The following is a 23,091-nucleotide window of genomic DNA, read 5'->3' on the forward strand; positions in this document are numbered from 1 at the left end:
ACTCAAGTTCCAATGTTCGTCGGGTGCGGTGGAGCTACACGCGCAAGCGTCAGGATATCGGACCGGCCTCCTACGAGCGTGGTCGGAGCGGCCCGATCAGATGGTTGAATGAATCTGTGACGTCATTTGGAGATCTTCTCGGACCCCCGCCCACCCTGCTCCCGGGAGACGACGACGCTGAGTCGGACTTGCTGAACGGGCTCGACCCCAGCGCCGTCGCGGCAGCGCATCCGTCGGCGTCCATCGCCTGGGCTTACCTCGCCGAGGCGTCGCTCGACGGTGCTCTCGATGGTGCTGAACCCGACCTGACCCGCGTCGTCGCGGCTTACGCCTATGCCCGTACCGGCTACCACCGCGGGCTCGACCAGTTGCGTCGAGCCGGTTGGAAGGGCTTTGGCCCGGTCCCGTGGAGCCACGAAGAAAACCGCGGATTCTTGCGTTGCGTCGGTGCGTTGGCTCGCGCGGCGCAGGCCGTCGGTGAAGAAGATGAATACCTTCGGTGCCTGGATTTGCTCAACGACAGTGACCCCCGCGCCATCGCCGAACTGGGCCTGGACTGATCAGTACCGACCCCCTATCGGACGAACCAACGACGGTCCGCGACGACTTCTCGCGGGCCGTCGCCGGGTTGCACCCGGCGTTGCGGACGCGGGTGCGACGATTGTGGCTGTCGTTGTTACCGATCGCCCAGTGTGCGATCGCCGCGGGACTGGCGTGGTTTGTAGCGCTCGATTTGCTCGACCACGCGGCCCCGTTCTTTGCCCCGATCGCGGCGGTCGCTTCGTTGGGTTTGTCGCTGGCGCGACGCTGGCGGCGGTCCTTAGAGCTCGTCGTCGGAGTGTCGATTGGCATTCTGGTCGGCGACATCGTGATCAGCCAGATTGGGTCCGGGCCCTGGCAGATTTCGGTGGTCGTAGCGGTAGCGATGGGGACTGCGGTGTTCCTCGACAAGGGGCCGCTGCTGCCGTTGCAGGCCTCGTCGTCGGCGGTGCTCGTTGCCACGTTGCTGCCGCCGGGCGATGTCGCCGGGTTTGAACGCGCGATCGACGCATTGGTTGGCGGGCTGATTGGCCTGCTGGTGGGGGCGTTGGTGCCGATTAATCCGGTCCGGCGGGCACGACGTGCTGCGGCCGGAATCCTGGATACCTTTCGAGATCTCAGCTGCGAGTTGGCCGAGGCGCTGCAAGCACGTGATGAGGACGCCGTGGCCAAGGTTCTGGAAAAGGCGCGCGGCACGCAGTCGGCGATCGACACCCTGCAAGCTGATGTCCTCGCCGGACGTGAAGTGGGGACGTTGTCCCCGCTGTATTGGGGGTCGCGTGATCGGCTGCGAACCATCGCGGCCACTGCCGATCCCCTCGACAACGCGGTCCGTAACTTTCGGGTCGTCACTCGGCGTGCGCTGGCACTGACCCAGCGCGGTGTCCCGGTAGAGCAGTCGATGATCAACATCATCAACGACCTCGGCGACATCTTCGAGATTCTTCGCCAGGTGATGTTGGCGGCCCCCGGCGCAGAGCCGGACCAAGCCGATGCCGCGCGGTTGATCCGTTCAGTGGTCCGCAAGGCACGAACCTCGCTCGCCGACAACGTCGAAGACCTCTCCGAAGCCGCGCTCCTGGTGGAGTTACGGTCGTTGCTCGTCGACCTCCTGATGGTCGCCGGCCTCAAACGCCTCTCCGCAATCGCGCAACTGCACCTAAACCGCTAACCCCCTTCTGGTGTTCTCGCATGATGCGTCGATTCCCGCACTATGTCGGACATAGTGCGGGAATCGACGCATCATGCGAGAACGGATTGGGGGCGGTGATTCGAGGCCTTGCAATATATGCGTATTGGTGCATATATTGAGGTTATGGGCACTGAGCATGGGCATAGTCATGGCCCCACGGCGGCAGACCTAGCTGGCCCGAACGCGGGGCATCGTCGAATCTGGCCGCTGGCAGTCTCGTTGGGCATCATCGGCGTGTTCTTCATCGTCGAACTGGTTACCGGGTTGATCTCCGGGTCGCTCGCGCTGGTGGCCGACGCTGGCCACATGGCGACCGACCTCGTCGCCCTCACCATGGGACTCGCGGCGCTGCTCCTCGCACGCCACGGGCGCGTCACCGACGGCCGCAGTTTCGGCTGGTACCGCGCGGAAGTGTTCACCGCCGTCGTCAACGCGGCTCTGCTCCTCGGCATTGGTGCCTACGTCCTGTACGAGGCGATCTCGCGTCTCGGCACCGACCCCGACGTCCCCGGCATGCCGATGATCGTCGTGGCAATCCTCGGGCTGATCGCCAACATCGTCGTCATGTACCTGCTGCGGGCCGACGCTGAAGGCTCCCTCGCCGTCCGCGGTGCCTACCTGGAAGTGTTGGCCGACGCGGTCGGCAGCGTGGGCGTCCTGATCGCAGGCATCATCACGCTCACCACCGGTTGGGGCTACGCCGACCTCATCGTCGCCGTCGCGATCTCCCTGTGGGTGGTGCCGCGTGCGCTGAAGTTGGCGATCGCCGCGCTCAAAATCCTGAACCAGCAGGCACCCGCGAATGTCGACGTCGACCTCATCCGAACCGAACTGTCTGCCATCCCCGGCGTCGTCGACGTGCACGACCTTCACATTTGGTCGCTGACGACCGGGATGGACATTGCCGCCGTGCACGTTGCGGCGGTCAGCGACGGGGCGGTGGTCCTGGCGGCGGCGCAGAACGTTTTCGCCGCCCACGGCTTGAAACACGTCACGATCCAAGTGGATCCAGCGGGCGGCGAGGCTGCTTGCGAAAAAGAGATGTCCTGGTAGCTCGAGGTATTCGCGGCCAAGTTCGACCGGCGGCCTACAGCCAGAAGGCGAACAGGCCCATGCCGTATTGGGCAAAGCCGGGATTGATGCCGAAGAGGTCGAAGACGTCATAAACCAGGCCGAAGAAGGCGCGGTTCAAGAATGGGATGAACAGTAGGACGAACACCAGCAAAATGCCGAACGGGGCAATCTTCTGCGCGGACATCCGCACCTCGGGCGACAAGTACGGTTCAATCGCGCCGTAGCCGTCGAAGCCCGGTACCGGCAAGATATTCAACAGCGTTGCCGACAGTTGCAAGAACGCCAATGCGGCGGTCGCCGCCCACAGGTTGCCCGACTGCATCGTCGGATCATTGACTGCCAACGCCGCCAGCAATACCAAACCCAACGTGAAGTTGGTGGCCGGGCCAGCCAGCGACACCTTGGTGCGCTGGGCGTTTGTGAACCCCGCTGTATGTAGGTAGACGGCGCCGCCCGGGAATCCGATCCCGCCCAGGGCGACAATCAGCAGTGGCAGCGCAATCGACAGTCCGGCATGGGTGTACTTAAGCGGATTCAGCGTCAAATATCCGCGCACCTCCACCGACCGATCGCCGTACCGGAAAGCCGTGAATGCGTGCGCGAACTCGTGCAGCGCCAGGGAAATCACCCAACCGCTCAACACGAACAGGAACGCACCCAGATGACCCTGCCAGTTGCGTTCGGTACCCGACCGCAACAGCAGGTAAATACCCAACCCGAAAGCTGCGCAGAGGCCGAGGAACACCGGGCCCGGACGGACCGACTTCAGGGCTGCCGTGGTGGGGGTCGTCATGGTCGCACCAGCCGCCAATCCTCGTGGTGGCGGTAGAACGTCGACCGCTTCACCACCCGATCGGTCAGTTCGCCTTCGCGCTCGACCACCAGATTCAACCCGCCGGTCTGGACGGCGCGACCGGATTTCCAGCCGCCGGGTAAAAAGCGCGCGACGCGGCCGCGGACTCCGGGTTGCACCAGCAGGGGCTGGATCTCGATGGCAGCGACACGCCCATCGGCGATCCGCTCTGAATCGGCGATGGTCTCGCAGTGCAACTTTTCTCCGCCCTGGCCGAGGTGACGGGCGTAACCAACGAGCACGGTGGCGGCATCGTCGCGGATGAGCGGAAGGGTTTGCGCGACGCCGGTCTCCGCGAGCTTGCGCGCAATGGGACCGATCGGCAGACCGTAGTTGATGGTCGCCGGCGTGGCCCGCCACGTCACATAGGCAACTTCGACGTCGAGTCGCTCTAATTTCATCAACGACGCAACCACTCGCGACAGGAACGCATCGGGTGCCATTTCTGAATCGCGGCCCGGCTCGACAATGACACGAATGGTGTCGGAACCGGTGGACGCAGCATCGTCCAGGAGGTCCGACAATCGGCGCGTCAGCGACGACGGAACCTCGTCGCCGGGGCTGACGGTCAACACAATGGGGGTCACCCCGACAAGCGTATACGCGGCTCGTGACCAACAATTCGGGACTTACCCAGTAGGGTAGGCATGTTAGGAGGAGCACCTATATGTCTGCGATTGTGCTCATCGGCGCCCAGTGGGGCGACGAAGGCAAAGGTAAAGCAACCGATCTGCTCGGCGGAAGTCTGCAGTGGGTGGTTCGCTACCAGGGTGGTAACAATGCGGGTCACACCGTTGTGCTGCCGAACGGCGAGCAGTTTGCCCTGCATCTGATCCCATCGGGGATTTTGACGCCGGGTGTGAACAACGTGATCGGCAACGGCGTCGTCGTCGACCCGAGTGTTCTCTTGAGCGAACTCAAGGGGCTCGAGGACCGCGGCGTCGACACTTCGGCGCTCATGTTGTCCGCCGACGCGCATCTGCTGATGCCGTACCACGTGGCGATCGACAAGGTCACCGAACGGTTCCTGGGCAACAGCAAGATCGGCACCACGGGTCGCGGGATTGGTCCTTGCTACCAGGACAAGATCGCCCGCGTGGGCGTTCGTGTCGCCGACGTACTGGATGAGAAGATCCTCACCCAGAAGGTCGAAGCGGCCCTGGAGTTCAAGAATCAGATCCTCACCAAGATCTACAACCGCAAGGGGCTGGACCCGCAGCAGGTTGTTGACGAGACTCTTGAGCTGGCAGAAGGGTTCAAGCACCGCATCGCCGATACTCAACGACTGCTTAATGAGGCACTCGAGCGCGGCGACACCGTCCTCCTCGAAGGCTCGCAGGGCACCCTGCTCGACGTCGACCACGGCACCTACCCGTATGTGACGTCGTCGAATCCGACCGCGGGTGGCGCGGCCGTCGGTGCCGGTATCGGACCCACGCGGATCACCACTGTCCTCGGCATTCTGAAGGCGTACACCACGCGTGTCGGCGAAGGACCGTTCCCGACGGAACTCTTCGACGATTCCGGCGAGTACCTCGCGAAGACGGGCGGTGAAGTTGGCGTGACCACCGGTCGTGCCCGCCGCACCGGCTGGTTCGACGCCGTTATCGCCCGCTACGCAACCCGCGTCAATGGCATCACCGATTACTTCCTCACCAAACTCGACGTGCTGTCGAGCCTGGACGAAGTGCCGATCTGTGTGGCGTACGACGTGGACGGCGAACGTGTCGAGGATTGGCCGATGACGCAGACCGGCATCCACCACGCGAAGCCAATCTACGAGATGATGCCCGGCTGGTCGGAAGACATTTCCGGGTGCCGCACTTTCGAGGAATTGCCGACCAACGCGCAGAACTATGTGCACCGGATCGAGGAACTTTCGGGTGCTCGGGTGTCGTGCATCGGCGTTGGCCCCGGCCGCGACGAGACGATTGTTCGCCACGAAATCGTGTAGCTGGTAATGCCCCGGCGTCCCAACTTCCGGCGCGATTACGGTTCGATTCTGCTTGGTGGGGTCGATGAAGACCCGCATCGGCAGCGGGTCCGGATCCAGTCGCTGCTGACCTCGACGATTGTTATCGCCCAGGTCATCGGCATCGGTATCGCCATCGTGCTGGCCACGGTCGGGATCCCGGATCCGTCGTTCTTGCGCAGAGATCTGGCGTGGGTCAACTTTGTGGCCCTCCCGATCTACATCGTGGTGGGACTCGCTGTCGGGGCGTTCATCGGGACCGTAGCGACGGTTCGCTCCCTGAAATGGGCGATCGAGGATCGGGAGCCCACACGACAGGACGTTCGACGCACGGTAAGGGCGCGTCGCTTTCTCACCGGGCTGCAAGGCCTCCTGTGGGCGGGCTGCGCTCTGCTATTGGGGATTTGGTACGGGATCATCGATCCCGACCTGATCTTGAAAGTGGTGCTCATCGTCCTGATGAGCGGGGTGGTCGTGATTGCGATCGTCAACATCTTTATCGACGTGCTGTTGCGCCCGGTGTACGCGAAAATCATGGAAGCTGGCTTTCGGGTACGGGGCAGTTCGGTGCGTTCGCGGGCATTGAGCGCCTGGATTGTCGGCACCGGCGTGCCGTTGGCTGGCATCTTTATCGTGACGCTCTTATCGGCCGTCGGCGATCGAGTAACGAGGACCGGTCTCTTCGTGTCGGTCACCGTGCTGGTTTTTGTCGCCGGGGCAATCGGCCTGCTCGCCATGCTGCTGTTCGCCTGGGAGGTGACCGGCCCGATCCGCAATGTGCAGGCCGGCATGGCGAGGGTTCGCGCGGGTGATGTCAGCAAAGACGCCGACCTCGTCGTTTACGACGCCTCCGAACTCGGGGAACTCCAGTACGGGTTTAACACGATGGTTGCCGGGCTCCGGGAGCAGGAGCGGACCCGCGACATCTTTGGTCGCCACGTGGGCCGTGACGTCGCTGCCGCCGCACTCCGCCAAGATCCGGAGCTCGGCGGCGCGGAGCTCACGGTAGCCGTGATCTTCGTCGACGTCATCGGGTCCACTCGCCTGGCCACCGAACGCACCCCGACGGAAGTCGTCGACGTGCTCAATCGCTTTTTCCAGGTGATTGTCGAAGTTGTCGAAGCCAACGGGGGACTGGTCAACAAGTTCGAGGGCGACGCCGTCCTCGCGATTTTCGGCGCACCTTTGCAGATCGGTGACCCGGCAGGTGCGGCACTGTTGGCCTCGCGGCAGGTTGCCGGCCGGCTGGCCGCCGAGGTGCCAGAGTTACAAGCCGGGATCGGTGTCAGCTACGGCAATGTGGTCGCAGGCAACGTCGGCGCCATCCAACGTTTCGAGTACACGGTCATCGGTGACCCGGTGAACGAAAGTGCGCGGTTGTCGGAGGTCGCCAAAGAGGCCCCGGACCTGCCCTTCGCGTCGGCCCGCACGATCGTTGCTGCTAACGCCGATGAGCGGGAGCGGTGGGAGCGGCGCACGTCGGTGACGCTGCGTGGTCGCAGTGAGCGGACGGAGATTTACACTCCGCACGATAGGTAGGATCTGGCACATGGTGTCGAATGTGATCGGGACTCCGCTGAGTCCGACCGCGGTGAAGGTATTGCTCCTCGGATCCGGAGAACTCGGTAAAGAAGTCACGATCGCTTTGCAGCGATTCGGTGTGGAAGTGATCGCCGTCGATCGATATGCGAACGCTCCGGCGCATCAGGTGGCCCATCACGCCGAGGTGATCGACATGACCGACGCTGCCCAGGTTCGCGACGTTATTGCCAAATACCAGCCGAACTATGTGCTTCCCGAGATTGAGGCAATTGCCACGGATGCGCTGGAAGCCGTTGAGGCTGAAGGGCTCTCGGAAGTGATTCCGAGTGCCAAGGCAGTGTCGGCGACGTTGAATCGGGAACGCATCCGGCGTCTCGCGGACGAAGAGCTCGGCCTTCCGACCTCCCCGTATCTGTTTGCCGGATCGCTCGATGAGATGCGGCGTGCCGTCGGCAGCATCGGTTTCCCCTGCGTGGTGAAGCCCGTCATGTCGTCGTCGGGCAAAGGGCAATCCACGTTGCGCGGACCCGCCGACGTTGATGCTGCGTGGGAAACTGCGCGCACGGGTGCCCGGGTCAACAACGATCGCGTGATCGTCGAAGGGTTTGTCGAGTTCGACTACGAAATCACCCTGCTGACTGTCCGCGCCATCGACCCGGCGACCGGGAAACTCACGACCTACTTCTGCGACCCCATCGGGCACCGCCAGGTAGACGGGGACTATGTCGAAAGCTGGCAGCCCCAGCGGATGAGTCAGGCCGCCTACGGCGTCGCGCGGTCGATCGCGGCCCGCATTGTCACCGCCATGGGTAACCCCGACAGTAAGGCGGGCGAGTTCAGCGGCCGCGGCGTGTTCGGCGTCGAGCTCTTCATCAAGGGCGATGAAGTGTACTTTTCAGAAGTCAGCCCGCGTCCGCACGACACCGGTTTGGTGACGATGGCCTCCCAACGACTGTCGGAGTTTGAACTGCATGCCCGGGCAGTCCTCGGCTTGCCCGTCAGTACGTTGATGCGCAGCCCCGCCGCGTCCGCCGTAATCTACGGACAGCACGACGACGTCGCCATTAGGTTTGCCGGTGTCGCGGAGGCGCTCGCGGACCCCGATGTGGACCTGCGCCTGTTCGGTAAGCCGGAGAGCTTTGCTCGACGCCGGGTCGGGGTGGCGGTTGCGACCGCACCCAACACTGCTGCCGCACGCGAGAAGGCCGTGCGGGCCGCCGGTTTGGTGAAGCCGTTGCTCGCCTCAGACGCCGCGGCAACGGGTCCGGATACCGCCGATGCCGAAGCGCCACAGCCGGTGTCGCCGACGATCATGGCGCCGATTCTGCAGCCAACCTCGCCCGCCGATGAAGCCGCAACCGAACTATTGCAGGCACCTGGCCGGCCGTCGGGCCCGCCGATGCCTCGGCCGCCGATGCCGCCCGGGCCGCCCCAGCGACCCGGACCGATGGTGCAGCCGGGGCCACGCGGACCGGTTGGGCCCGGTGGGCAGCGACCGGCAGGGCCGCCGCCGCCCCGACCGGGACAGTTTCCGCCGGGGCCGCGCTAAAGCCGCCTAAACGGGGGATCGGCGGGCCGACTGGATAATCAAGAGCACCAGGAACGGTCCGCCAACCGCGGCGGTAATGACGCCGACCGGCAGGCCTGCCGGGGCAATGGTGCGGCAGACGATGTCAGCGGTCAGGACCATGGCTGCTCCAACGAGTCCGGAGAACATCGGCGTGGGCTGCGCGGTGTGGGCCAGCCGGAGTGCGATTTGTGGGGCGACCAACCCCACAAAGGCGATGGGACCGGCAACAGATACGGCCAGTGAGGCCACCACGACGGCTGCGATCAGCGTGCCATAGGTGACCACTCCCAGGCGGACCCCGAGGCCTTGCGCGATATCGGGTCCGAGGCTGCTGACCGCGAGTGATCGGGTATTTGCCATGCTCCACCCAATCCCGATCACGGCGGCGACGCCGACGGTGATCACCGAACTCCACCCCAGTGACGCCAGTGAGCCGACGAGCCACTTTTGCGCGGTCCCGGAGTCGTGCACGTCCGCGCGCGTCATGACGTAGCCGACGACGGCCTGCATCATCCACGTCAAGCCGACCCCGATCAGGATCAGGCGCAGCGTGCTCGTGATGACTTGACCTTTGGTCCAGGCGAGCGCGTACATCAGCAGGGCGGCAAAGAGTCCGCCGATTAGCGCCGACGTCGGGACGCCGAGCGCTGTGAAAAATGCCCCAAAGCCCGTCGAACCGGAGGTTAACGCGAGGACCGCTCCGGCGCTGGCTCCGGACGTGATGCCGAGCATGTCAGGGGTGGCGAGGGGGTTTCGGGTGACGATCTGGGTGAGGCAGCCCGCTAATGCCAAGGAGAATCCGGCGAGCGAGCCGACGAGAACGCGGGGCAGCACGTCGTCGAAGATCACGATGTTCTCGGCCGTCGTGCCTCCACCGAGAATGATGCGGGCGACGTGGACCGGCGTGGTGAATCCGACCGACAGTCCGATGAGGAACAGCACGCCGGTGGCAACGAGGCCAGCGATCGACCAGCGCAATAGACCGAGCTTGAGCGACCAGCTGGCTTCGCCGATGCGGACGATGCGCGTTCCGGTTCGGAAATCGGGTTTGAGGTCGGTGGTCATACGGCGGACAGCCTCTTTCGTCGAACCATAAGCATGAGGATGGGACCGCCGATGAGCGCGAGCACCACGCTGACCTGTGCTTCGCCCGGGCGTGCGATAACGCGACCGACAATGTCGCAGACGAGGATTAGCAGGGCCCCGGCCAGCGCCGAGTAGGGGATGATCCAGCGGTAGTCGGGTCCGGTGAACGCCCGCGCAATGTGGGGCACCACCAGCCCGAGGAAGACAATTGGCCCACACGCTGCGGTGGCTGCGCCGGCCAGGACAGTGATCCCGAGGATTCCGCTCGCCCGAATGAGGCCGACCCGTCCGCCTAGCGCGGCCGCAATGTCATCGCCGAGGCTCAGCAGATTGAGGAACCACCCGCTTGCGAACGCCAGGATCAACCCGACCACCACAAATGGGAGGGTGGTCCAGAGGACGTCGGCACCGCGACCTGCGACGGCGCCAACGTTCCAAAAACGCCAGGTGTCGAGGGAGGCGCCGTCCATGAGAACGAGGGCCGACGACACCGCGGCTAAGCATGCGCTGATTCCCGCCCCGGCGAGGATCAGCGTCAACGGTGATGCGCCGGTGATAGCGGAGATGCCGAAGACGGTGGCAGCCGCGATAGATGCGCCGAGCAGTGCGAGCCAGGTGGTGGTGAGTTGCCCCGAGGTACCGAAGACAAAGACGCCGGTGACGACAGCGCAGGCGGCCCCGGCATTGATTCCGAGGAGTCCGGGGTCGGCGAGTGGATTGCGGGTGTGGCCCTGAGTGAGGGCACCGGCCGCGCCGATGGCGAGCCCGACGATTACGGCAAGTGCCGATCGGATGAGGCGACTGTGGACTAGGACGTCCAGGCCACCAGCGGTCGCGCTGGCGGGGTCGATAAGAGCGTTCCAGATGTCCGACGGCGCAACGTTGCGGGTACCGATGGCGATGGATGCGACAAAGGCGACGGCGATTGCGGCCACGAGGATGAATGCGCCGATTCCCTTTTTCACAAAGGGTTACCTTACCTAAGTAGACGCCCGGGGTTTCGATCGGGTGGATCAGTAATGTGCCAAAATACGACAGACCTGAGGTATTTCGAGCCAAAATCTGATTGCCGAATCGGTAACGAATTGGCACGGTCGGCTCGATAAACGGTTAAGGGTTGGGCTGGTCGCTCCGACCTCCTGACGAACGGCACGAAAGGCTAGACATGAAGAAGTCCTTGACCCGAGCAGCTGCGGCTGTCGCAGTAGCTGGCGCCGTTGGTGCGGGCACCCTGGTTGCCGCGCCGCAGGCGCACGCAGCTGGCCCCGGCGATCTCCAGCTCATCGGTGGCGTCAACTGCACCTTCAAGCTCTGGGGCCCCAACTGGAACGACGGTCCGGTCTGGCAGATGCACCGCTGGATGGGCGTCCGGAACATCGGCAGCTCCACTATGACCGGTGTCACCGTCAGCGAGATTGGCGGCGCTAACAAGTGGGTCCCCGCCAACAAGACGCTGAAGACCAAGACCGGCGAACTGAAGGCCGGGCAGACGGCTATCACTGTCGATACCAAGTGGAAGGGCTGCTGGCCAGCCTCCATCTCGGGCTACACGATCGGACAGCAGATCGAGAACCCGACGAACAACTTCGGATTCTGGCAGAACGCACGCAACGCTCCCAAGAAGTGAGCTAGCCCGCGCCAATAGTGGCGCGGCACAGCAAAGAGGGAGGGCAACCGATTCGGTTGCCCTCCCTCTTTCGTTAGCCTTTACGCCCCTCTTGTTAGCCGTTAGCTTTGTCGGGCTCGGAAGCGGCGAGCATCTCGTGACGCTCAACCACCTTCACCCGGTCACGGCCCTGAGCTTCGCCCAGCTTGCGCTCATGCTCATCGAGGCGGTACCAGCCGTCCCACGTGGTGAACGGGATCTTCCGCGACTCCAGCATCGCGACGACCGCCTCTTCCGAGGGATCTTCAGCAACATTGAGCTTGTCGGCCAGCATGTCGTCGACGATGCACTGCACGGTCTCGCTGGCATCACCCTTTGTGTGACCGATCAGGCCGACGGGGCCGCGCTTGATCCAGCCCGTGGTGTACAGCCCGGTGACCTGTTCGCCGTCGTCAAAGACTCGGCCGGCCTCGTTGGGGATGACGCCCGCCTGATCGTCGAACGGGATTTCCGGCAGGTTGTCCGACAGGTAGCCGACGGCCCGGTAGACGGCCGTGACATCCCAGTCGTTGAACTTGCCGGTGCCGCGGACGTTGCCGGTGCCGTCGAGTTCTGTGCGCTCGGTGCGCATGCCGACGACCTTGCCGTCTTCGCCCAAGATTTCGGTCGGGTTCTCGAAGAAATGCAAGAACAGCTTGTGGATTGCCCCCTGCTTGGGCTCGCGGATCGCGTAGTTCTCGATGATCGTCGCGACCTGGTCGGTGATTTTGCTCGACCGGCGAGCGACGGTGGAGCCTTCGTCGTAGTCGATGTCCTCGGGAGCGACGATCACCTCGATGTTCGGTGAGTGGTCGAGTTCCTTCAACTCCAGTGGCGTGAACTTGGCCTGCGCCGGACCGCGGCGACCAAAGACGTGCACCTCTAGGGCCTTGTTGGCCTTCAATCCCTGGTAGACGTTGTCTGGGATTTCGGTCGGCAGTAGTTCGTCGCCGGTCTTGGCAAGGACGCGCGCGACGTCGAGGGCCACGTTGCCGACACCGATAACGGCAACCTTCTCCTCTTCGAGCGGCCATTCGCGGGAGAAGTCCGGGTGGCCGTCGTACCAGGCGACGAACTCGGCGGCACCGTAGCTGCGTTCGAGGTCGACGCCGGGGATCTTCAGCCCGCGGTCGTCGGTAGCGCCGGTCGAGAAGACGATGGCGTCGTAATGCTTGCGCAGGTCGGCCAGTGTGATGTCGGTGCCGTAGTCGATGTTGCCGAGCAGGCGAACCTGCGGCTTATCGAGCACCTTGTGCAGGGCGGTGATGATGCCCTTGATGCGGGGATGGTCGGGTGCGACGCCGTAGCGGATCAGGCCGAAGGGCGCAGGCATGCGCTCGTACAGGTCGATGCTCACGCCACGAGCGGCCGCGGTGTCGGACTTCATCAGGGCGTCCGCGCAGTAAATGCCGGCGGGACCGGCGCCGATGATCGCGACCCGCAACGGGCGGCTGTTGTCACTCATGTACAGGTGCTTCCTCAAATGATTGGACTCCGGATGTCCTCTACGTTATGTCTTGCCGCGCCGGTCCCAAAATTTTTGGGTGAGGCATGCCTATGTTGAATTCGTTGTGCAATTAACTCTTGACGAATCACCGCGGGTGCCCTTATCTGGCGGGATGGCCGCACAGAAACCACCAGCGGGCGGGCCGATAGACTCGGTTCTCATGAGCCAAGACCAGCCCGAAGTCGACGAATACGGCGACGATGACGACCAGCCACGATCGTGGAAGGCCGCCCTGCCGATGATCCTCGCGGGATCGCTGATGCTGGCGCTGCTCGCCTTCGTGTTGATCGTCGCCCTCGTGAACCCGCCGGACGAGCGACTTAACGACTCCACCCTGGTGCAGCACCGCGTCAACGACATGTACAGCGCAATGGGCACGCTGAACTACGACCAGTACCGAAACTCGTTCTGCCAGGCCGACATCGACTCGCCGGACTTCCCGAAGTCGGTGGCGTTCGCAGACGAGAACCGCGCCCTCAACGACGCCGAAGGCAAGGTTGTCGTCACCAAGATGGACGTCGAGATTGTTGGCACCACCTCGACGGTGAAGTCGTACTGGAACCGGGAGAAGACCGAAAACAACAAGCAGACGACGGACTTGAACTTGGTGAAGGTCGGCGACGACTGGAAGGTGTGCAGCCGATGACCGGAGCGTATCGGGGTGACATGACGTGCACGAAAGCGTGGGAACTGCTCGAGGAAGACCCGGATACGGTCTTGGTTGACTGTCGTACCCAAGCCGAGTGGAGTTTTGTCGGCGTCCCCGACCTGACGTCGATCGGCAAGCGCGCCGTGTTCATCGAATGGATCGACTACCCGGATGGCGCCCTGAACCCTCGGTTTGTGGAGCAACTGCACGAAGCGGGCATCACGCCCGACCACCGGGTGCTGTTTCTATGCCGGTCGGGGCAGCGTTCGATGGGCGCAGCTGAGGCCGCGGTGTCGGCCGGATTCGCCCAGGCGTACAACATTCTGGACGGGTTTGAAGGAGCAACAGACGCAGCGGGTCACCGCGGAGGCGCCGGTTGGCGTGCTGAGTCGCTGCCGTGGCGACAGTCATAAGGAGTTAGTAAGAAGATGAGCCATGAACTACCCGACTGGGTATCGCCGGAAACTGTTGCCGTGCGCGGAGGAATCCTCCGTTCGGGCTTTTTTGAAACCTCCGAGGCGCTGTACCTGAACAGCGGTTACGTGTACGAGACGGCCGAAGCGGCCGAGCGAGCATTTACCGGTGAAGACAAGCGTTTCGTGTACACCCGTTACGGCAATCCGACGGTCGCGATGTTCCAGGAACGACTGCGCCAGATCGAAGGCACCGAGGCGTGTTTCGCGACGGCAAGCGGCATGGCCGCGGTGTTTGTGGCGCTTGGCGCGCTGCTGAAGAGCGGCGACCGACTGGTTGCCGCGCGCAGTCTATTCGGATCCTGCTTCGTGATTTGTAACGAAATCTTGCCGTCGTGGGGCGTGGAGACCGAATTCGTCGACGGTGACGACCTCGAGCAGTGGGAGCGGGCGCTCTCCAAGCCGACCACGGCGGTTTTCTTTGAGACTCCGTCGAACCCGATGCAGACCCTGGTTGACGTGCGAAAAGTTTCGGCTATGGCCCATGCGGCTGGCGCGCAGGTGGTCCTCGACAACGTATTTGCGACGCCGCTTCTGCAGCGCCCGTTGGACCTCGGTGCCGATGTGATCGTGTACTCGGGAACCAAGCACATCGACGGCCAGGGCCGGGTGATGGGTGGCGCTGTCATGGGCACGCAGGAGTTTATTGACGGTCCGGTCCGTGACCTGATGCGGCATACTGGCCCGGCGCTCAGCCCGTTTAACGCGTGGGTGATGCTCAAGGGCCTGGAGACGATGAAACTGCGGCTCGACCAGTCGGTTGCGTCGGCACTCAAGGTCGCCGAGTACTTGGATGCCGATCCGCGCGTCGCGAAGGCGATCTACCCGTTCTTGCCGTCGCACCCGCAGTACGAGTTGGCGCGGTCGCAGATGTCGGGTGGCGGCACGGTCATTACGTTCGAGTTGGCGGAAAAGCCCGGCCTGACTGGCAAGGAACGCGCCTTCGAAATGCTGAATCGCCTGCAGATCATCGACATTTCGAACAATCTCGGTGACGCCAAGACCCTCATCACGCACCCGGCAACTACGACGCACCGGGCGACAGGTCCGGAGGGTCGTGCCGCGATCGGTCTGACTGACTCCATGCTCCGCCTGTCGGTGGGCTTGGAGAATGTCGACGACCTGCTGCGCGACTTGGACGGTGCGCTCGGCTAGTTTTTTCTAGCGGAGCGCGGCGAGCACCGTCTGAAATTTGACGGTGGTTTCGGCGACTTCAGCATCGGGGTCCGATCCGGCGACGATGCCGCCGCCCGCCCACGCGCGAATGCTGGTGCGAGAGGCATCGAGTTCGAGGCAGCGGATGGAAACGACCCATTCGCCGTCGCCTTCGGCATTGCACCAGCCGACGGCGCCCGCGTAGAAATCCCGGCGACCTTCAATCTCGGTGATGAGCTCGGCGGCCGCGGCGGTGGGGGTTCCGCAGACGGCCGGGGTTGGCGACAGGAGTGCGGCCAAGTCGAGAGCGGTCACCGACGGGTCGGCGAGCTGCCCGGTGATCGGTGTTGCCAAATGCCACACATGCCTGGTGGAGGTGGTTTCGGGACGGTCGGGTACCTCGAGACTTGAGCACAGGGGTGCAAGGAGTTCGCGCAGGTAGTCGACAACGTAGCGGTGCTCGCGCAGGTCTTTTGCCGACCGCTGGAGGCTGTCGGCGGCACCGGGAATCTCGGCTCCGTCGGCATCGAATCGCGGGGCCGAGCCAGCGTAGGGGACGCACTGGACCGTGGCACCGCGTTTGCGGAGAAGTAGTTCGGGGCTGGCACCGATGAGCCAGTGGTCGGCAAAGCCGGGGGCGGCACTCAGGTCGGCACCGAACACGGTGGAGCCACCGGCGGTGGCGGCGAAGCGGTCAATCATCGCCTCGGGCTCTACCGGCACCGTGAGCTGCGCGTCGAGACTGCGAGCAACCACCACTTTGTCGACTTGGCCCGCATCAATAGCTTCGATGGCCCGCCGGACGAGGTCCCGGTGGACGGCGTCGGGGGTTACCGTCAGCCGTTCGACAACTGGCGTAACGTCAGCGCGTGCGGTGACGGTCGGGGAAAATTCGACTTCTTCCGGGGCCGTCAGTGATGCGGCACCTTCGGTGTTGAAACCGAGTGCACCACCAACGAATCCGACAGTCCCGGAGGCAAGCGCGGCGGACGCCTCGCGAACCGAGCCGAAGACGCTGCGAACACCGAACCCGCGGACGGATTGTTCAGCGTTCGACAATTGGAACGACAGGCGGGCAGGCACCAAATCAGATTACCTGGGTCCGCTAGATCGACTTTCCGACGGTGATGAGGTCATCGTTGATCAACGACCGCATGAGGTCGCGGGCGGTGGAACCGGCGACGGACTCGTCTGTTGCGGCGTCGATGCCGGACATCACCATGCACTTGTGGTCATCGACCCGGAGGATGGCCTTGGACCATTTCTCGGTGTGTGCCGATGACGATTTGTTCTCTTCCCGGGTAGTCCAGGTATTGCTGTGCGGTGCGTTTTCCGTGCAGTTGGTCGGCACCACAACGATCACATGCACGGGTTCGCCGATACCGGATTCCTTGAAGGTGCTGAGTGACTCGATGATTTGGGTGAGAGGCCGGTTGTCAGCGTCGGCGCGGATAATGACGCCGGTGGTTTCGTCGACGGATTCAGCGGTGGCCGCCCATTCCTCGGGGACCGTGACTTCCACCGAAATGCCGTCGGCGAGGGTAAAGGTCTGCGCGACGGGGTCTGCAGGTCCAGCAACCTTCTTGTTCCACGGTGCAACAATCAGCAGGGTTACCGCGGCTGCCGCGATGGCGACCAGCGCGATAAGCCCGACTATCAGCGGCGCGCGGGAGGCCTTCGGCGGCACCGGCGGCGGCTGATATGGGAACGGCTGCTGAGGGAACGGCTGTTGGACGAACTGCTGCTGGGGGACCGGTCCGTGCTGATAGCCGGGCTGCGGGTCCGGCTGGTTCGGCGGAAAATTCGGATGCACCATTAGAGCGTTCGTCCTCCTCGAAAAGACTCTTCGAACAGACCCTAACGGCGGAAGGTCGCGTACCGGCAGTCGCGGTGTGCGAAATGCTTTTCGTGAATGACGGCGGAGGCTTCAGTCAGGGCTTTTACAGGTCAGCGATGATGATCTTCTTCATTGCCAGCATGTGCTGGTAGGCGTTCGGTCGGGCCATCAGTTCGCCCATGTTTGCGGGCGTCACCTGCCAGCTGACGCCGAACTCGTCGGCGAGCCAACCGCACATCTCGGCTTCGGGGACGGCGGTAAGTCCGTCCCAAATGCGATCGATCTCGGCTTGGTCCGCGCACTGGACTTCCAGCGAGACCCCGCAGTTGAAGGACTCTTGATCGGGACCGCTGGAACTGAGTTCGGGGGTGTCCATGGCGGCGAACCATTGTCCGTTCAACTGGAAGTCGGCGTACATCACCGCTTCCGGGCTCTGCGCGGCCGACGCGACGGTACCGACGGCGCTGGGGGTAAACAATGCCGTGTACTTGGCTATTGCCGCGCGTGCGCGATGTCCGACGTCGCCGGAGAACAGCAGCAGTGGAGTGATGAAGGGCCGCGGTGGGCCTTCGGGGTCGGTCAGCATCAGGTGCCACGTGACCCCGAATTGATCGCGGAGCCACCCGTACCGCTTGCTGTGGGGATATTCATCGAGCGGAACGATGGGGGAGCCGCCGTCCCACAGGATGCCCCACATCGCGTCGAGTTGGTCGCGGGCAGCAGCCTCGCTGGCAAAGCTGGCGGGGTCGAAGTTGAGGAGAAACGAAATGCTTCGGTTCGGAGCAAAGGTGTCGTCGGCATTGATCAACCCGATTCGATAGCCGCCGATTACTACCTCGACGGCGACGGGTAGCCCAGCAAACCGCTGCTGGAACTCGGGGAGACCCTCTGTGGGATACCGACCGAGCACTTGCCACGTCGTGTCAGGGAATGCTGCGGCGTAGAACTGCGCCACTTGCTCAGCATTCGCGTTGCACCACAGGTTCGGGACGATGGACTGCGTCGACATAGGTCACTCCCTGTTCGGACGGTACTTCCAGCGTGCCGACTCCGAACCCGGGGGACAACCCCAAATGCCGTACTTTCCACCCCAAATTGGGATGCAAAGTACGGCACAAGTTGTCAAGCGGACAAACTAGCCCTGGTAGCGGTCGACAGCTTCCTGCGCCACCTTGGCAGCCTGCTCTTTGCCGACCCAGCCACCGGGGTTCACGGACTTCCCGGGTTCGAGATCCTTGTAGTGCTCGAAGAAGTGCGAGATCGCCTTGAGCTCGAACTCGTCGACGTCGCTGATGTCCTGGATCGAGTCCCAGCGCGGGTCCCCAGCGGGGACGGCGAGCAGCTTGTCATCGCCGCCGGCCTCGTCGGTCATGGTGTACATGCCGATGACGCGAGCTCGCACGATGACACCGGGGACGACCGACTCCTGCAGGAGCACCATGGCGTCCAACGGGTCGCCGTCTTCGCCGAGGGTGTGGTCGATGTAGCCGTAGTCGGCGGGGTAACCCATCGAGGTGTAGAGGTAGCGGTCCAGGTAAATTTTGCCGGACTCGTGATCGATCTCGTACTTGTTACGACCACCCTTGAGAATTTCGATGGTGACTTCGTACTCCATGCTGCCTCCTACGGTTACTGCTCAGACTGTCCAGAATTGCTTCAACGGCTGTCAAGGATACTGTTACTAGGGTCGATCACCGACCACAGACCGGAGGATAAGTGGCTCAGCCGACAAGTTCGCCCGCCCGTCGGCCGCGCAAAGTGTTACGCGCGATCCTCGTGGTGTTGCTCGTTGCCGTGTTAGCTGCGGGCGCTGGAGTCGGGTGGTGGCTCTTCGAGAACCGTGCAGATCCCGTTCCCGCAGGAACGCCTGCACGTCCGGCCGCGATGACCTTCGCACCCACCGTGAAGGCTGTGCCATCGACCGCGCCCGAGCCCACCGCGAACGGTGTGCAAAAGGCGATGGCAAAGGCGCTGAAAGACCCGATGCTCGGTGAATTCACTGGTCAGGTGTCTGATCCGCTCACCGGCGAGGTGCTGTGGTCGCAGGGTGCCGACACGCCTCGAGTGCCCGCATCGAACGCGAAGATCTTGACCGCGTCCGCAGTCCTGCTGGAGTTGCCACACGATGCGCGTATCACCACCAAGGTGGTGCTTGGTGCGGACGGGCAGGCGATTCTGGTTGGGGCAGGCGACCCGACCTTGACGACGGCGTCGGCGGGTGAGCCCTCGTTTTACTCCGATCCCGCGCGGATTGCCGACCTGGCGGCCGCGATCAAAAAATCAGGTAAACAGATCACGTCGGTCGCCGTCGACACCTCGTTGTTCACCGGTCCCGGCATGCAAAAGACGTGGGACAAGCGCGACATTGAAGGCGGAGATATCGCACCGATGAGTGCGCTCACCGTCGACGGGGCCCGCCTCAAACCGCTCGACGAGTACTCGCCGCGAACGGACGATCCGGCCCTGGCCGCCGGACGTGCATTGGCCGATGAGCTCGGCTTGAACAGTCAGGTCACTGAAGTCACGGCACCGTCGGGTGCGCCGACCATCGCGACCGTCAAGTCCGCACCGCTCACGGTCCGGGTTGGCGACATGATGCGCTTCAGCGACAACGTGCTCGCCGAGCAACTCGCCATCGAACTGTCGGTGGCGACCGGCGGGGAGGCCAGTATTGAGGGCGGTGCGCACGCCGTCCTGGCGACCTTGCAGAAGAACAAGTTCGACGTCGAGGGCACGGTACTCGTCGACGCCTCGGGTCTCTCATACTCCGATCGCGTCACCGCTTCGCTGCTCGACGAACTGATGTCGGCTGCCGCAGGTAACGGTCAGCCCGCATTGCGGTCGCTGCTCGATTCACTCCCGGTGGCCCACGGGACGGGCACCTTGACCGACCGTTTCGACCCCGACAAAACCAACGGTGCCGGCTGGATTCGCGGCAAGACCGGAACACTCACGGGTGTCAGTTCGTTGACCGGAATAGTGCAGACCGTCGACGGCCGCGTTCTCGCGTTCGCGATGATTTCTGGCGGCACCTCGCCCGCCGATGCACGGCCCGCCGTTGACGCGGTGGTTGGCACGCTCCGCGACTGCGGTTGCCGCACCTGATCGATCGGAAGGAAAACCGTGAACAGTGTTACCGAGAGTTCAGTGCCCAACGAGAGTCCAGTACCCGACGAGTTGGCCGATGCCGGACCGGTGGAAAACATCGATTGGGGTGTCGCCGCGTCGATCGGTAAGCGCATCGCGCGGCCCGGGCCGCGTGTGACCCGCTACACCTACGAACGGGCCAACGACGAACTGCTCGACGCGGCCGTGCGTGCCGAAGGACCCGTTCGCGAGGTGACGGGACTGGCCGACGGTCTCGCCGTCCCGACCGCGCAGGTCTTGGATCGTTCCGGCTGGATCGACGCCGCCACGCGCTCGATGCCCGCCATGCTGGGTGCAGCCGACGACTCGAACTCGTCGTACGGCTTGAGCGGCAAGCTCGCTGGCGTGCAGGCCGGCGGGTTGCTGGCGTTCATGTCGAGCGCGATTCTCGGACAATACGATCCGTTTAGCCCCGACCCGGCGACCGGGGAGCCCGGCGTCTTGATGCTGGTGGCACCGAACATCATCGCGGTGGAACGACAACTGCGCGCCGACCCCTCCGACTTCCGGTTGTGGGTCTGTCTGCATGAGGTGACCCACCGCGTGCAGTTCTCGGCCAACCCGTGGCTGCCGGACTATATGCGCAGCAATATCGGGCAGTTGACGGGCGACGGCGACGACTCGGCGTCGGAGCTGGTGGGCCGCATCACTGAGAGTCTGCGCAGCGGTAAGCCGCGCGAAAAGGGTGTGATCGGACTGATGCAACTGCTGCAGTCGCCCGAACAATTCGAGGCCTTTGAACGAGTCTTGGTGCTCGGCACGCTGCTGGAAGGTCACGCCGACCACGTGATGGACGCCGTCGGCCCGGCGCACGTGCCGTCCGTGGCGTCGATCCGCGCTGCGTTTGATCAGCGTCGCACCGCACCGAAGAACCCCCTGCAGCGCATCATCCGCGCGCTCATCGGCATGGACGCCAAGATGGCGCAGTACATCCGCGGCAAGGCCTTCGTCGATCACGTCGTCGATGCTGTCGGGATGGAAGCATTCAACACCATTTGGACGTCGGCGGAGACCATGCCGCTGATGGCGGAGATTGGCGACCCGGACGCGTGGATCAAGCGGGTTCTGTAGCGGCCCAGCGGGCCCTGATCGGGGCGGTCCGCGGCTTTGCTCAACGGTATTGCCGGGACAGCCCGGTATGCGTTGGCCTCTCGGGCGGGGCGGATTCGCTCGCGTTGACCGCGGCCGCGGTCCGCGCCGGGTTAACGGTGCATGCCGTGGTGGTCGATCACCAGCTGCAGGCGGGATCGGGTGCGGTGGCCCAGCGTGCGGCTGCCGTCGCCCGCGATCTGGGAGCGACAGCGCAGGTACAAGCGGTCACCGTCGACGGGCCCGGCGGCATGGAAGCGGCGGCACGACAAGCGCGGTACGCGGCTTTCAACGACGTTCGCGACGGACGCCCGGTACTGCTCGGACACACCCTCGACGATCAAGCCGAGACCGTCCTGCTGGGCCTCGGCCGTGGCTCGGGGACGCGTTCGCTGGCGGGGATGCGCGGGTGGGCGTCGCCCTGGGGGCGCCCGCTGCTGGGTTTGCGACGGTCGCAGACGCGTGCGGCCTGCCAGGGGTGGGACTTACCGATCTGGGACGACCCGCACAACGAGGATCCCCGCTTTACTCGCGTGCGCCTCCGAAACGAAGTGCTGCCGCTGCTGGACGAAGTCCTCGGCGGTGGGGTGCCGGAGGCGTTAGCGCGCACGGCGAGGCAACTGCAAGACGACGCCGACGCGCTCGATATGCCCGCTGCGGACCTTCTTGAAGAGTGTACGTACGGGCGAGTGCTGGATATCGCGCCGATCGTCGGGGTTTGGGCGGCTGTACGAACGCGGGTGGTCCGCTCGTGGCTGCTTTCGGTCGGCGCTCCGGAACCGAATTTTCGTGTCGTCTCGGCCGTAGATTCTCTCATTGTCGATTGGTCTGGGCAGGGAGCGGTTGCTGTCGGCGGCGACAGCGATTCCCGACTTCTGGTGGCGCGAGAAGGCGATGAGCTTCGGGCGTACCGCGACCAGCGGTGACCTGGCACACGCGGATCTGTGGCCTGCCGGTAACTGGTGATTGTTCTGTCAGTGTCTTGTGCGAAGCTATATGGGTGGACCGCAACGACAGTTATGGCGATGACATCGAAGAAGTCCTGATCACTCAGGAGCAAATTTATGCGCGAACAGTAGAGATGGCTCAGGCCGTCGGCGAACGGTACAAGGACGCCGCCGAGGATCTGGTGTTGATCGGTGTCCTCAAGGGTGCCGTCATGTTCATGACCGACTTCGCTCGGGCGCTGCCGATCCCGTCGCAACTCGAGTTCATGGCTGTCTCGAGCTACGGCTCGTCCACCTCATCGTCGGGCGTGGTCCGGATTTTGAAAGACCTCGACCGTGACATCACTGGCCGCGACGTCCTGATTGTCGAAGACATCATCGATTCCGGCCTCACCCTGTCGTGGCTGATTAAGAACCTCGCGACGCGCTCGCCGCGTTCGCTTGAGGTGGTGACGCTGCTCCGCAAGCCCGATGCTGTGCGCGCGCAGTTGGACGTCGCCGACGTCGGCTTCGACATTCCGAACGAGTTCGTCGTTGGTTACGGACTCGACTACGCCGAGCGGTACCGCGACCTGTCGTTCGTTGGACGGCTCCACCCGTCGGTGTATTCGCACTAATCTTGGTCCTAATGTCTCTGCCTTAATGGTCGTCCTGCTGACTTGCCGTCACAGGAACAATGGGCGCACCCGGTGCGTTGACGATTAAGTTGACAACTCAGGGGTGCAGGTAGCCTCGAATTTGAGCCGACGGGAAGGACAAATGGGCACGGCGACGGGCGGGGAGCCCCTCACACGTCGACCGAATCCACGCGTA

The 23,091-nt window shown here is 63.7% G+C and carries 23 protein-coding genes; 14 read left to right on the forward strand and 9 right to left on the reverse strand.

Annotated elements, in window-relative coordinates; all coding sequences use genetic code 11:
* The first annotated feature begins 116 nt into the window (after positions 1-116).
* From AC1L34_RS16220 to AC1L34_RS16230, 3 genes are all read left to right on the forward strand, one after another.
* A complete protein-coding gene (locus AC1L34_RS16220; protein ID WP_424322647.1) occupies positions 117-560 on the forward strand; it encodes a DUF3151 domain-containing protein in 444 nt (147 codons plus the stop codon).
* A 92-nt stretch (positions 561-652) separates the two neighbouring features.
* Positions 653-1,711 (forward strand): FUSC family protein, encoded by a 1,059-nt coding sequence (locus tag AC1L34_RS16225; RefSeq protein ID WP_424322648.1) that lies wholly within the window; start codon positions 653-655, stop codon positions 1,709-1,711.
* A gap of 144 nt (positions 1,712-1,855) precedes the next feature.
* Positions 1,856-2,785 (forward strand): cation diffusion facilitator family transporter, encoded by a 930-nt coding sequence (locus tag AC1L34_RS16230; RefSeq protein ID WP_424293697.1) that lies wholly within the window; start codon positions 1,856-1,858, stop codon positions 2,783-2,785.
* A gap of 34 nt (positions 2,786-2,819) precedes the next feature.
* Here AC1L34_RS16230 and AC1L34_RS16235 read toward each other — a convergent pair whose 3' ends face one another.
* Together AC1L34_RS16235 and AC1L34_RS16240 are read right to left on the reverse strand one after the other, a co-directional pair.
* On the reverse strand, positions 2,820-3,599 hold the full coding sequence (locus AC1L34_RS16235) for a site-2 protease family protein (protein WP_480034937.1): 780 nt from the start codon (positions 3,597-3,599) through the stop codon (positions 2,820-2,822).
* Entirely contained in the window at positions 3,596-4,237 is a 642-nt protein-coding gene (locus AC1L34_RS16240) for a hypothetical protein (RefSeq protein WP_424293698.1), read from the reverse strand. Before AC1L34_RS16240 ends, AC1L34_RS16235 begins: the two co-directional genes overlap by 4 nt.
* A gap of 89 nt (positions 4,238-4,326) precedes the next feature.
* Here AC1L34_RS16240 and AC1L34_RS16245 point away from each other — a divergent pair, with 89 nt between their 5' ends.
* From AC1L34_RS16245 to purT, 3 genes are read left to right on the forward strand one after another with little or no spacing between them, the layout of a single operon-like run.
* Positions 4,327-5,613 carry an adenylosuccinate synthase gene (locus AC1L34_RS16245; protein WP_424321841.1) on the forward strand — a complete coding sequence of 429 codons (1,287 nt, stop codon included), beginning with the start codon at positions 4,327-4,329 and terminating at the stop codon, positions 5,611-5,613.
* A 6-nt stretch (positions 5,614-5,619) separates the two neighbouring features.
* Positions 5,620-7,170 (forward strand): adenylate/guanylate cyclase domain-containing protein, encoded by a 1,551-nt coding sequence (locus AC1L34_RS16250; RefSeq protein WP_424297508.1) that lies wholly within the window; start codon positions 5,620-5,622, stop codon positions 7,168-7,170.
* A 10-nt stretch (positions 7,171-7,180) separates the two neighbouring features.
* Positions 7,181-8,722 carry a formate-dependent phosphoribosylglycinamide formyltransferase gene (purT, locus tag AC1L34_RS16255; protein WP_424321842.1) on the forward strand — a complete coding sequence of 514 codons (1,542 nt, stop codon included), beginning with the start codon at positions 7,181-7,183 and terminating at the stop codon, positions 8,720-8,722.
* 6 nt (positions 8,723-8,728) lie between these two features.
* Here purT and AC1L34_RS16260 read toward each other — a convergent pair whose 3' ends face one another.
* Both AC1L34_RS16260 and AC1L34_RS16265 read right to left on the reverse strand, forming a co-directional pair.
* Complete coding sequence (locus tag AC1L34_RS16260) at positions 8,729-9,808, reverse strand: FecCD family ABC transporter permease (RefSeq protein ID WP_424321843.1); 1,080 nt, start codon at positions 9,806-9,808, stop codon at positions 8,729-8,731.
* On the reverse strand, positions 9,805-10,794 hold the full coding sequence (locus AC1L34_RS16265) for a FecCD family ABC transporter permease (RefSeq protein ID WP_424321844.1): 990 nt from the start codon (positions 10,792-10,794) through the stop codon (positions 9,805-9,807). Before AC1L34_RS16265 ends, AC1L34_RS16260 begins: the two co-directional genes overlap by 4 nt.
* A gap of 200 nt (positions 10,795-10,994) precedes the next feature.
* Between AC1L34_RS16265 and AC1L34_RS16270 the strand changes: the two genes are divergently transcribed.
* Positions 10,995-11,456 carry a hypothetical protein gene (locus AC1L34_RS16270; RefSeq protein ID WP_424297500.1) on the forward strand — a complete coding sequence of 154 codons (462 nt, stop codon included), beginning with the start codon at positions 10,995-10,997 and terminating at the stop codon, positions 11,454-11,456.
* A gap of 94 nt (positions 11,457-11,550) precedes the next feature.
* Here the strand turns inward: AC1L34_RS16270 and AC1L34_RS16275 are convergent, their stop codons facing one another.
* Positions 11,551-12,939, reverse strand: a complete 1,389-nt coding sequence (locus tag AC1L34_RS16275) for an FAD-dependent oxidoreductase (RefSeq protein WP_424297499.1) — start codon at positions 12,937-12,939, stop codon at positions 11,551-11,553.
* A gap of 202 nt (positions 12,940-13,141) precedes the next feature.
* On the opposite strand from AC1L34_RS16275, the gene AC1L34_RS16280 reads away from it, so the two are divergent.
* Genes AC1L34_RS16280 through AC1L34_RS16290 form a run of 3 tightly spaced genes read left to right on the forward strand, consistent with a single transcriptional unit; the run spans position 13,142 to position 15,258 of the window.
* Positions 13,142-13,627 (forward strand): Rv0361 family membrane protein, encoded by a 486-nt coding sequence (locus tag AC1L34_RS16280; RefSeq protein ID WP_424297498.1) that lies wholly within the window; start codon positions 13,142-13,144, stop codon positions 13,625-13,627.
* Positions 13,624-14,043: a rhodanese-like domain-containing protein gene (locus AC1L34_RS16285; RefSeq protein WP_424297496.1), complete on the forward strand. Its 420-nt coding sequence runs from the start codon at positions 13,624-13,626 to the stop codon at positions 14,041-14,043. Before AC1L34_RS16280 ends, AC1L34_RS16285 begins: the two co-directional genes overlap by 4 nt.
* Positions 14,044-14,058: 15 nt before the next feature.
* Positions 14,059-15,258, forward strand: coding sequence for an O-succinylhomoserine sulfhydrylase (locus AC1L34_RS16290; RefSeq protein WP_424297494.1), 1,200 nt, complete (start codon positions 14,059-14,061; stop codon positions 15,256-15,258).
* 6 nt (positions 15,259-15,264) lie between these two features.
* On the opposite strand, the gene AC1L34_RS16295 is transcribed toward AC1L34_RS16290, so the two are convergent.
* The 4 genes from AC1L34_RS16295 to AC1L34_RS16310 all read right to left on the reverse strand — a co-directional run bounded on the left by AC1L34_RS16295 (position 15,265) and on the right by AC1L34_RS16310 (position 18,710).
* The gene (locus AC1L34_RS16295; protein WP_480034938.1) at positions 15,265-16,341 is read right to left on the reverse strand and encodes an isochorismate synthase; all 1,077 of its coding nucleotides are present in this window, start codon (positions 16,339-16,341) and stop codon (positions 15,265-15,267) included.
* A 22-nt stretch (positions 16,342-16,363) separates the two neighbouring features.
* Positions 16,364-17,074: a hypothetical protein gene (locus AC1L34_RS16300; protein ID WP_424321847.1), complete on the reverse strand. Its 711-nt coding sequence runs from the start codon at positions 17,072-17,074 to the stop codon at positions 16,364-16,366.
* 124 nt (positions 17,075-17,198) lie between these two features.
* Positions 17,199-18,104 carry a VOC family protein gene (locus AC1L34_RS16305; RefSeq protein ID WP_424297488.1) on the reverse strand — a complete coding sequence of 302 codons (906 nt, stop codon included), beginning with the start codon at positions 18,102-18,104 and terminating at the stop codon, positions 17,199-17,201.
* Positions 18,105-18,230: 126 nt separating this feature from the next.
* On the reverse strand, positions 18,231-18,710 hold the full coding sequence (locus tag AC1L34_RS16310) for an inorganic diphosphatase (protein WP_424297486.1): 480 nt from the start codon (positions 18,708-18,710) through the stop codon (positions 18,231-18,233).
* 101 nt (positions 18,711-18,811) lie between these two features.
* Between AC1L34_RS16310 and dacB the strand changes: the two genes are divergently transcribed.
* The 4 genes from dacB (at position 18,812) to hpt (ending at position 22,895) form a co-directional block, all read left to right on the forward strand.
* On the forward strand, positions 18,812-20,200 hold the full coding sequence (gene dacB / locus AC1L34_RS16315; RefSeq protein ID WP_424297484.1) for a D-alanyl-D-alanine carboxypeptidase/D-alanyl-D-alanine endopeptidase: 1,389 nt from the start codon (positions 18,812-18,814) through the stop codon (positions 20,198-20,200).
* A gap of 42 nt (positions 20,201-20,242) precedes the next feature.
* A complete protein-coding gene (locus AC1L34_RS16320; protein ID WP_424297514.1) occupies positions 20,243-21,313 on the forward strand; it encodes a zinc-dependent metalloprotease in 1,071 nt (356 codons plus the stop codon).
* The gene (gene tilS / locus AC1L34_RS16325; RefSeq protein WP_424323666.1) at positions 21,292-22,257 is read left to right on the forward strand and encodes a tRNA lysidine(34) synthetase TilS; all 966 of its coding nucleotides are present in this window, start codon (positions 21,292-21,294) and stop codon (positions 22,255-22,257) included. Before AC1L34_RS16320 ends, tilS begins: the two co-directional genes overlap by 22 nt.
* A 74-nt stretch (positions 22,258-22,331) precedes the next feature.
* On the forward strand, positions 22,332-22,895 hold the full coding sequence (gene hpt / locus AC1L34_RS16330; RefSeq protein ID WP_424297481.1) for a hypoxanthine phosphoribosyltransferase: 564 nt from the start codon (positions 22,332-22,334) through the stop codon (positions 22,893-22,895).
* Positions 22,896-23,091: the final 196 nt, after the last annotated feature.

It is taken from the genome of Gordonia sp. 34D (assembly GCF_056682775.1).